Source organism: Pseudoalteromonas sp. S3785 (assembly GCF_005887365.1).
Taxonomy (GTDB): domain Bacteria; phylum Pseudomonadota; class Gammaproteobacteria; order Enterobacterales; family Alteromonadaceae; genus Pseudoalteromonas.
This window is the reverse complement of record NZ_PNCT01000094.1, coordinates 1-10,362: the sequence shown is the minus strand read 5'-3', so window position 1 is coordinate 10,362 and position 10,362 is coordinate 1. Positions and strand designations below refer to the sequence as shown.

General features: G+C 43.4%; 9 protein-coding genes and 1 riboswitch. Of the genes, 8 read left to right on the top strand and 1 reads right to left on the bottom strand.

The window, feature by feature from the left end; translation table 11 throughout:
* Nucleotides 1-168 precede the first annotated feature (168 nt).
* Nucleotides 169-2,268, bottom strand: a complete 2,100-nt coding sequence (locus CWC17_RS18305) for a TonB-dependent receptor (RefSeq protein WP_138614528.1) — start codon at nt 2,266-2,268, stop codon at nt 169-171.
* Nucleotides 2,269-2,369: 101 nt separating this feature from the next.
* On the opposite strand from CWC17_RS18305, the gene CWC17_RS18300 reads away from it, so the two are divergent.
* The 8 genes from CWC17_RS18300 to CWC17_RS18265 all read left to right on the top strand — a co-directional run bounded on the left by CWC17_RS18300 (nt 2,370) and on the right by CWC17_RS18265 (nt 9,972).
* Entirely contained in the window at nt 2,370-2,774 is a 405-nt protein-coding gene (locus CWC17_RS18300; RefSeq protein WP_055016870.1) for an acyl-CoA thioesterase, read from the top strand.
* 120 nt (nt 2,775-2,894) lie between these two features.
* On the top strand, nt 2,895-3,293 hold the full coding sequence (locus CWC17_RS18295) for an META domain-containing protein (RefSeq protein WP_138542158.1): 399 nt from the start codon (nt 2,895-2,897) through the stop codon (nt 3,291-3,293).
* Between the two features lie 94 nt (nt 3,294-3,387).
* A riboswitch (TPP riboswitch) is annotated at nt 3,388-3,493 on the top strand.
* A 143-nt stretch (nt 3,494-3,636) separates the two neighbouring features.
* Nucleotides 3,637-5,589 carry a phosphomethylpyrimidine synthase ThiC gene (gene thiC / locus CWC17_RS18290; RefSeq protein ID WP_138614526.1) on the top strand — a complete coding sequence of 651 codons (1,953 nt, stop codon included), beginning with the start codon at nt 3,637-3,639 and terminating at the stop codon, nt 5,587-5,589.
* A 101-nt stretch (nt 5,590-5,690) separates the two neighbouring features.
* Entirely contained in the window at nt 5,691-6,692 is a 1,002-nt protein-coding gene (locus CWC17_RS18285; RefSeq protein ID WP_138614523.1) for an FAD-dependent oxidoreductase, read from the top strand.
* A gap of 7 nt (nt 6,693-6,699) precedes the next feature.
* Nucleotides 6,700-6,894 (top strand): sulfur carrier protein ThiS, encoded by a 195-nt coding sequence (gene thiS, locus CWC17_RS18280; protein ID WP_138614521.1) that lies wholly within the window; start codon nt 6,700-6,702, stop codon nt 6,892-6,894.
* A 1-nt stretch (nt 6,895) separates the two neighbouring features.
* Nucleotides 6,896-7,690: a thiazole synthase gene (locus CWC17_RS18275; RefSeq protein ID WP_055018903.1), complete on the top strand. Its 795-nt coding sequence runs from the start codon at nt 6,896-6,898 to the stop codon at nt 7,688-7,690.
* A 13-nt stretch (nt 7,691-7,703) separates the two neighbouring features.
* Complete coding sequence (thiE, locus tag CWC17_RS18270; RefSeq protein ID WP_138614519.1) at nt 7,704-9,230, top strand: thiamine phosphate synthase; 1,527 nt, start codon at nt 7,704-7,706, stop codon at nt 9,228-9,230.
* The gene (locus CWC17_RS18265) at nt 9,223-9,972 is read left to right on the top strand and encodes a HesA/MoeB/ThiF family protein (RefSeq protein ID WP_138614517.1); all 750 of its coding nucleotides are present in this window, start codon (nt 9,223-9,225) and stop codon (nt 9,970-9,972) included. The genes thiE and CWC17_RS18265 overlap by 8 nt, the downstream gene beginning before the upstream one ends.
* The last annotated feature ends 390 nt before the right edge of the window (nt 9,973-10,362 follow it).

The following is a 10,362-nucleotide window of genomic DNA, read 5'->3' as shown; positions in this document are numbered from 1 at the left end:
CCGTAGGCGGTGGCCGTTATATCCATTAAACTAAGAGGCCGCACCTAGCTTACAGCTTACAGCTTACAGCTTACAGCTTACAGCTTACAGCTTACAGCTTACAGCTTACAGCTTACAGCTTACAGCTTACAGCTAACAGCTAACAGCTTACAGCTAACAGCTTACAGCTTACAGCTCTAACGTAAACGTTACTCCCGCTACTCTTGGCTCACCTAATTGAACGTAGGTATGTGTTTCGTAGCCATCAAGTGGGTTGTTACCAAACTCAAAGCCGCGGGTTGGTACTTCCTCGTCAAATACGTTACGTGCCCATGCGCGTACTGCCCACATGTCGGCTTCGTAGCCAAAGCTTAAGTTTACTAAATTGCTGCTAGGCGCTTGTGAATTATGGCTATCTGAGAAGTAATAATCGTCTTTACCTTCAACGCCTATCATACCGTACAGCTCATTAGTAAAGTTGTAACGTGCGCTAAATGCATATTGGTATTTAGGTGATTGCGCTTGCTCACGACCGTCTTGATTTAAGCCCGATTGCGTTACAAAGTCGTCTATTTCTGTGTTTAAGTAACCGGCACTACCTGTTAAGAATAAGTCTTCGGTAAGTTGATAACTACCTTCAACCTCTAAGCCGTAGTTACTGCCAGAGCTTGCGTTATCAACATAACCTGTAAACTGCTGGTTTTCTACTTGCCATGCTTTTAATTGAATATTGTCGCGGTGCATATAAAATGCGGCTAAACGCAGGGTAAATTTGTCATCAAGGGATGAGCCCTTAACGCCAAACTCGCCGCTCCAAAGGTATTCTGGGTCAAAGCTTGTATGCTGCTGGAAAAAATCAGCATCTAGGTTTAAGCCTTCATCTTTAGCTTTTGCTAATGCTTCTGAATTAATACCGCCAGCTTTATAACCACGGGTAATGCTCGCGTAGATCATAGTACGGTCAATCACTTGGTATTCAAGTGCTAGTTTACCGCCCACCATTACGTCGTCTGTCTCTTCAATAAAGCCGTTACTGTCGGTGTAATCCCCTTGGTATTGCTCTACGCGTAAACCGGTAATGAGCGTGCTTTTAGGGCCGATAGGTGTGGCTACTTGGCCGTAAACAGCCACATTACTGGTTTCGTAGGTTGATGCAAATGGGCTTGCAAGCCATGTGTATTCGCGCTCTAAATCTACATCGCGGTTTTGATAGTAAACACCGGCAACCCAGTTACCTGTTTTAGAATTTAGTTGTAAATTAGCTGACTGATCATCGCGATCACGCGTGTACACATCAGTTGAGCTATAACCCCAAGGGTGCAAACCTGCTGCACATAATTGTGGCTCGTTTGCATCGTTACATACCCAGTCTTCGTCAAAGCTGTAGAGTAGTTCTGTATCAATGGCTGAAAGGTTTAAGCTTACGTCAAAAGCATCAAAGCCTGTGTAGGTATTGTTAATACCTATGGCGTAGCTTTGTTGGTTATCCTGGCCTGGCTCGTCGGCTACGCTATTGCGGCTGTTATCAAGCGTGAACGCATCGTAGCCGTTGTTTATGTCTATGTAGTGTAGGTTTAACTCAGTGTTTAAATGTTCAGTAAGTTGGCTGTTTAATTTAAAACGGGCTACTTGTTCATCCTGTTGCTGGGTTTCGTCGTTTAAATATAGGTTATCTACGTAACCATCTGATTTTCTGCGAAAGTAGCTTACACGTGCGCTTGTATCATCGGTTAAGCCTGTACTTGCCGCAAGGCCTGCTTCGCGTGAGTTGTAAGTGCCCATACCCACTTGCAATTTTAAACTAGGATCGGCAGTGGCTTGTGCTGATTCCATTTGGATCATACCGGCCATACCGTCTGCGCCAAAGCGAGTGCCTTGTGGGCCGCGGTAAATTTCTACGTGGTCAATATCAAATAATAAAGAGCTGCCACCTAAACCCGAGTAGTTTATGCCGTCGATGACCAAGCCAACCGATGGATTAATTGGGTCTACAAATTGTGAGCGAAGTCCCACACCACGAATTTGAATATAACGACCACGAGAGGCGCCTGAAGTAAAGTTTACGTTGGCTGTACTACCTAGCATTTCGTCTAAGAAACTTGCACCACGTTGATTAATTTCAGATTCGCTAAATAGGCTCGCACTCGCGCTTAATGTTTGAATGCTTTCACGTTGAAAGTCGCCGGTAACAACAATTCGTTCTAGGTCGCTGTCATCAGCGTTTGCTATAAGTGGTGTACTAATTAGCGGTAACAACGCCGCAGTAATTAAAGACAAACGTAAGTTCATTAGGTTACTTAACTCCATTTTAGGGACTTGTATGGTAGCAATTATTTTAATACTTGTGTTATAACGCAGCGATTATACGTTAAATAATCAGGATTACTAATATGACCTTTAAAGTTGATTTTAAAGTGCGCCATTACGAATGTGACTTGCAAGGTATTGTAAATAACAGTGTGTACTTTAATTATTTAGAGCATGCCCGCCATGAGTTTTTATTTGCGAATGGGGTCGATTTTGCACTGCTTGCCAAGCAAAAAGTTAACTTAGTAGTGATACGCAGTGAGGTTGATTACAAGCATTCACTGGTGCCTGAAGACGAATTTTATGTGTCGGTAGAGCCTGAGCGTATAAGCCGGTTAAAGTTTGCGTTTAAACAGGCAATCGTTCGCAAAAGCGATGAAAAAATAATGCTTCAAGCCAGAGTAATTGGCACATCGGTTAACGAAAAAGGTCGCCCTTTTTTACCACCCGAAATGGATAACTTATTTAAAAATTGTGATCTAAATTAAGCTGTTTAACTTTTAAACTACCACAGAACAAAAATTTACATTTAAAACATGCATTTTTAACGGATAAACCGCATAAAAATTGTTACTATTACTGTAATTAAATATTTAGTTAGTAATAGCATGAAATTAGCAGCACTACCGATACTTTTGATCGGTTTATGTATTGGTTGTACAGCCACAGGGACGGTGACCACTGAGCAGCTAAAGTACACACAATGGCAACTATCAAAGGTTGATGGGTTGGCTGTGCCGGCCTCTTACAGAGCGTCAATAAGCTTTATTGAAGCGTTGCAAGTAAACGGGTTTGCAGGATGTAATAAGTTTTTTGGTGAAGGCGAGCTTGAAGACAGCAATATTAGCGTTAATAAACTTGGCATGACGCGGAAGTCGTGCGGAGCAGACGTTGATGAGCTAGAACAGCAGTTTTTACAAGCTCTCAGAGAGGGGGCAACGCTTACCATGCAAGGCTCACAGTTAGTTATGCAGGGCGATCAAACTTTTTTATTTATTGCAAAGTAGTGGCATGAGTATTTAAAACTGCCCCTTGCAGGCAATTTTTAACTGGCGTACACTCAACGCTGATTTGATCAAAATAGCAAATCAACGAACATAATTTTACTTGTCGGAGTGCCTTAAATAATTAAGGCTGAGATCGCGAAAGCGGGATCCGTGAACCTGATCAGGTTAAAACCTGCGTAGGGAACAAGCTGCCTAAAATGGGACGCTTGTGCGTCTTTTTTTATGCGCACAACAAAATAACTAGCCATTTTAGGCCGCAAAGCAGCGTAACCACTGCTTTACGATCTTTCTCTATTCCTTATGGAATATCTGACAAGACAATCCTTTAGCAATGAGGTAAGTCATGTCAAACACTACAAATAAGTCTACACGTCGAGAAACGCGCGCAGCCGCGTCTGACTATATTTATAATTTAACGGGTCAGCCATTTCCAAGCTCACAAAAAGTGTATGTTGAGGGCAGCCAAAGCGGTGTACGCGTGGGGATGCGCGAAATTACATTAAGCGATACGTTTATTGGTGGCGATGAGCAAAACCCGGTGTATGAGCCAAACGAGCCACTGCGTGTTTACGATACATCAGGCCCGTATACCGACCCTAACTTTGAGTTAGACGTACGCAAGGGGTTACCTAAATTTCGTGAACAGTGGATAAAAGAACGCAACGACACCGAAGTGCTCGACTCAGTCACTTCGCAATTTGCTCAGCAGCGTATGGCCGATGACGGCCTAGACCATATTCGTTTTGAACATTTGCCTAAAATTCGCCGTGGTAAGGCGGGTAAAAACGTAACCCAAATGCACTATGCTCGCCAAGGCATTATAACTCCAGAAATGGAATACGTAGCCATACGCGAAAACATGGGCCGAGCAAAAATTAGAGAAGAGCTACTAGCAGCCCAACATAAAGGTGAGTCGTTTGGGGCGAGTATTCCTGATTTTATTACCCCTGAATTTGTACGTGAAGAAATAGCCCGTGGTCGTGCTATTTTACCAAACAATATTAACCATCCAGAAACCGAGCCCATGATAGTGGGGCGTAACTTTTTAGTTAAAGTTAACGCTAACATAGGTAATTCGTCGGTAAGCTCATCAATCGAAGAAGAAGTAGAAAAAATGGTGTGGTCTACCCGCTGGGGTGCCGATACCGTAATGGATTTATCAACTGGACGCTATATTCACGAAACGCGTGAATGGGTTGTACGTAATTCGCCAGTGCCCATTGGCACAGTACCCATTTATCAAGCGCTTGAAAAAGTAAACGGTGTGGCAGAGGATTTAACGTGGGAGATCTTTCGCGATACCCTAATTGAACAGGCCGAACAGGGTGTTGATTACTTTACTATTCATGCCGGAGTATTGCTGCGTTATGTGCCAATGACGGCAAAGCGAGTAACCGGTATTGTATCGCGTGGTGGCTCAATTATGGCTAAGTGGTGTTTAGCGCACCATAAAGAAAACTTTTTATATACGCACTTTGAAGATATTTGCGAAATTTTAAAACAATACGATGTGTGTTTTTCACTCGGTGATGGCCTTCGTCCAGGTTCGATTGCTGATGCCAACGACGAAGCGCAATTTAGCGAGCTACGTACGTTAGGGGAGCTTACAAAAATTGCGTGGAAACACGATGTACAAGTATTTATTGAAGGCCCAGGCCATGTGCCAATGCATATGATTAAAGCCAATATGGATGAACAATTAGAGCATTGTGGCGAAGCGCCTTTTTACACATTAGGCCCATTAACGACCGATATAGCACCAGGGTATGACCATATAACATCGGGTATAGGCGCTGCACAAATAGCGTGGTACGGCTGTGCAATGCTGTGTTATGTAACACCAAAAGAGCATTTAGGTTTACCCAATAAAGAAGATGTTAAAGAGGGCTTAATTACCTACAAAATTGCAGCACATGCGGCCGACTTAGCCAAAGGCCACCCCGGCGCACAAGAGCGTGACAATGCATTATCAAAAGCACGTTTTGAATTTAGATGGCACGACCAATTTAATATTGGCCTAGACCCAGAACGTGCCCGTGAATACCACGACGAAACCCTGCCGCAAGAGTCTGGCAAAGTAGCGCACTTTTGCTCTATGTGTGGCCCTAAATTTTGCTCAATGAAAATTACCCAAGAGGTACGTGATTATGCCAAAGATCTCGAATCACGCGGGATCGATCCTAACAATGTTGGTGATGCAATTGAGATCAAAATGGTTGATGTCGAAGCGCAAATGAAAGCGAAGTCGGAAGAGTTTAAGCAATCGGGCTCAGAAATTTACCATAAAGCGCTGTAGCGCGGTTTTCAGCTGTCAGATATCAACAATAAAGTAACTAGCATAGAGGCAATAGTTACTTTACTGACAGCTGCGGCTTTGAGCTTCATGTAGGAGTGTTTATGTTTTACAACATTGCCGTTGTGGGCTTTGGTTTAGCAGGGCGCTTAGCAGCCCTTGAGCTTAGTAAGTCGCATCATGTTACTGTTTTTGAAGCCTGCGATGAGCATACTCAAAATAGTGCCGGTAAAGTGGCAGCTGCGATGTTAGCACCACTTGCAGAGTCGGTATTGTGTGAAACGGATTTGGCGATCACGGGGCTAAATTCACTCAAGCGCTGGCCAGAAATAGTGAGCGAGCTTGAAGGTGAGGTTTTTTATCAGCAAAAAGGCACGCTGGTTGTGGCGCACCAGCAAGATAAAGGTGACTTACAAAGCTTTAGCCAGCGCATTAAGCCTATAGCAGGGCATAGCGCGCAGGCGTTAAATGCTCAGCAAATAACGCAGTTAGAGCCCGAATTAGCTAATCGTTTTAACCAAGGGGTGTTTTTACCCTGCGAAGGGCAGATTGATAATCAGGCTTTTTATAAAGCAAGTTTTACCATGCTTAATAAACGTAAGGTTAAGTTTGTGTTTAACCAACGCGTTAGCATTCAAAATGGCGAGGTGAATAACCGCCCGTTTGATTACATTATTGATTGCCGTGGTTTAGGTGCTAAAGCCGATAAGCCACTTAGAGGAGTGCGTGGTGAGGTAGCCAGATTACATGCGCCAGAGGTTAACTTAACGCGGCCTGTGCGTTTAATGCACCCACGCTATCCAATTTATATCGCACCAAAACCCAATAATGAGTATGTAATTGGTGCAACCGAAATTGAGTCTGATGATAGCGGACCTGCCACGGTGCGTTCCACGCTTGAGCTACTTTCGGCCGCTTATACTGTGCACAGTGGGTTTGCTGAGGCTCGATTACTCAATATTCAAAGCGGGTTACGCCCTGCATTTAAAAGCAATCGACCAGAGGTTTTAAAAGAAGGAAACGTAATTAGTATTAATGGCTTATATCGTCATGGCTATATGTTGGGGCCCGCTTTAGTGAAAGATGCGTTATCAAAAATAGAGTGAGTAATAAATGACTATAACAATTAATGGTGAGCTGCTTACTGTTGAAAGTGCAGTACTTGTTAATGTATTACAATATTTTGGTGCAAAGCCTCCATTTGCTGTGGCGGTGAATGGCGAATTTATTCCACAAAGCTTGCATGCAAGCACCACAATTAACGAAGGGGATAGCATCGAATTGTTATCCCCTATACAAGGTGGGTAGCATGGTTCAAGGTAACGATTGCTTAACTATTTATGGCGAGCAACTAAATAGCCGTTTGTTAATAGGCTCGGCGCTTTATCCATCGCCAGCGGTGATGGAAGAGTCTATAAAAGCCTCTGGTGCGCAAATAGTAACAGTGTCATTAAGGCGCCAGCAAAGCGTGGCCGCGGGGGATGACTTTTGGCAGCTTATTAAAAACACGGGCCTTAAAATACTGCCAAATACAGCAGGGTGTCACAGTGTAAAAGAAGCTGTAACACTTGCTAAAATGTGCCGTGAGGTATTTGCTACCGATTGGATTAAGCTTGAACTAATAGGGGATGACTACAACTTACAACCAGACCCATTCGCCTTGTTAGAAGCCACTAAACTATTAGTTAATGATGGCTTTAAAGTACTGCCCTACTGCACTGACGATTTAGTGCTTTGCCAGCGTTTAAATGAGCTAGGGTGTGAAGTACTTATGCCTTGGGGCGCACCTATTGGCACCGGCAAAGGGCTTTTAAATAGTTATAATTTAAAAACAATTCGTGAGCGCCTACCAAACACCACATTAATTGTTGATGCAGGGCTAGGTTTGCCTTCGCATGCCTGCCAAGCACTTGAATTAGGGTATGATGCGGTTTTATTAAATTCAGCAATAGCAGGGGCTGGCTGTCCAGTTACGATGAGTCGTGCATTTAAAGCCGCGGTAGAGGCAGGGCGCTTTGCTTATAATGCCAAAGCAATGCCTGAAAAAGACTTAGCAGCCCCCTCAACCCCAACAATGGGTATGCCGTTTTGGCATCAGCAGTAAGGAAATAACGAGTATGAATAATCTAGTGTGGACAATTGCCGGCTCCGACTCTGGCGGTGGCGCAGGCATTCAAGCGGATATAAAAGCAATGCAAAGCTTTGGCGTGCATGGATGTACTGCAATTACCGCCCTTACGGCACAAAATAGCTTAGGTGTGGAGGCGATTAACGCGGTATCTACCGATATTATTGAATCGCAATTACTAGCACTCGAAAGCGATATGAAAGCCAAAGTGATTAAAATTGGCATGCTGGCCAATGTGCAGCAAATTCAATTAATAAGCGAGCATATAGCGCATTACAAAGCTAAATGGCCTGTACCGCCAGTAATTGTTTATGACCCGGTAGCTATTGCCTCAAGCGGTGATGTATTAACAGAAGAAGATACCGTGGGTGCCATTAAAGAATGCTTAATGCCGCTGGTGGATGTAATAACGCCTAACACGCACGAGACGCAATTGCTAACAGGGGTGTATTTAATTGGCCCAAGTGCAGTGAAAGACGCTGCTAAAAAGCTATTAAGCTGGGGCGCAAAAGCGGTTGTGATTAAAGGCGGGCACTGGGATTATCCAACAGGTTATTGTATAGATTACTGCACACAAAACGGCGAGGAGTATTGGCTGGGTAATAAAAAAATTCAAAGCCCTCATAGTCATGGTACAGGTTGCAGCATGGCCTCGGTTATTGCCGCGTGTTTAGCAAAAGGCTACCCACTAAAAGATGCCTTCATTTTAGCTAAAGCCTATATAAACCAAGGCTTAAAGCAGTCGGTAAGGTACGGCGAAGGAATAGGCCCGGTTGCGCATACTGCTTTTCCTACAAATTTAGATGATTTTCCACAAGTGATTGAGCCTGGCAGCTGGCTTGGTGATGAACTTGATTTTGATGTACCGCTTGAATTTAACATGGCGGCTGATTTTGCACCTTGTGAGAGTAAAAAGTTAGGTTTATATGCTGTAGTCGATAGCCTAGATTGGTTAGATAAATGTTTGAAGCAAGGTATTACTACGGCGCAGCTCCGCGTTAAAAATAAAACCGACCTTGAGCTTGATGAACTCATTAAGCAGGCCGTCGAGCTGGGTAAAAAATATAACGCTCACGTATTTATAAACGACTACTGGCAGTTGGCAATTAAGCACGGAGCCTACGGCGTACACTTAGGCCAAGAAGATTTAGAAATCGCTAATCTAGCAGCGATTAAAGAGGCGGGGTTAAGGCTTGGGCTTTCTACCCACGGCTTTTACGAAATGCTTCGTGCGCACAACTACCGACCAAGTTATATGGCATTTGGCGCTATTTATCCAACCACCACCAAAGATATGACAGGGCAAATACAAGGGCTTGATAAACTTAAAAAGTGTGAGCCATTAATGCAAAGCTACCCAACCGTTGCCATTGGCGGCATAGATTTAACCCGCGCAAGCGAAGTTGCACAAACAGGTGTAGGCAGTGTTGCTGTGGTAAGAGCGATTACTGAATCGGATGATTATATTGCAGCTATTAGCGCACTACAAAGTGCTATAAACCAGTCAAATGGATAAGCTCAGCGATAAAGAAGCCCTGCGTTACAGTCGTCACTTATTGTTAAAAGAAGTGGGGCTAGAAGGGCAGTTAGCACTCAAAGCTGCAACTGTTGCTGTAGTCGGTGCGGGCGGGTTAGGTAGCCCTGCGCTTTTGTATTTAGCCGCAGCAGGTATTGGTACGCTTATTTTAATAGATGATGATGGCGTTGAGCTATCTAACTTACAGCGCCAAGTGCTTTATAAAATAAATCATTTAGGGCAAAGCAAGGTTGCGGCCGCTGGCAAAGTATTAGCGAGTCTGAATAATCAAATAGATATAGTCACGCATTGTCAAAAACTCGATAATAACAACGCAGCTGAGCTTTTAAATAATGCCGACATAGTCCTTGATTGTTCTGATAATTTTGCCACACGTTACAGTGTTAACCATTATTGCTTTACTCATAAGGTGCCTTTAATTACAGGCGCTGCAATTGCAAGTCGTGGGCAACTTATGGGCTTTGATTTTAGGCAAAACAATAGCCCATGTTATGGTTGCGTTTTTGCAAAAAGTGACGCCGCGCCCGCTGTAAATTGTAGTAATGCGGGTGTAATAAGCCCTTTATTAGGGGTTATTGGCTCTATGCAGGCACAAATGACACTTAATATGTTGTTAGGGCATGTTGAAGGTAGTGTGTTTATTAGCTTTGATGCGCTGAGCTTAAAGCAACAGCATTTTAAAGTAGTTAAAGATTCCAACTGTAAAGAGTGCAGAGAATAAAGTATGGGTAATTCGCGGCGCTAAACTAGGGGTTAATCCATGAGAAGCTTCGCTTCTAACGTGAGCAAGATCTACGTCTACAGCTAAAATGAGCATTATGGTTTAGTTAATCTGTAGGCGCCTCGCTTGCGCATTTGGAATTTATGCTGTGTACATTTATTAATGCAAAATATCCGACGCGAGGTAAACTCGCTGCTACTAGCTTTGCAGTATTTTTTTAAAGAATTAATTCACAAAGAGGTTAAGAGGCGCTGCGCTTTAGAGGAAAAGATAAGCTTAAAATAAGTATTTTTTTTAAGTTTTTTCATTTATTCCTCTTTCACTTCTCTTTGTGCAAAATATTAAGTTAATTATTCACAGAAAGGTTAAGAGGTGGGTCGCTTTAGAGGG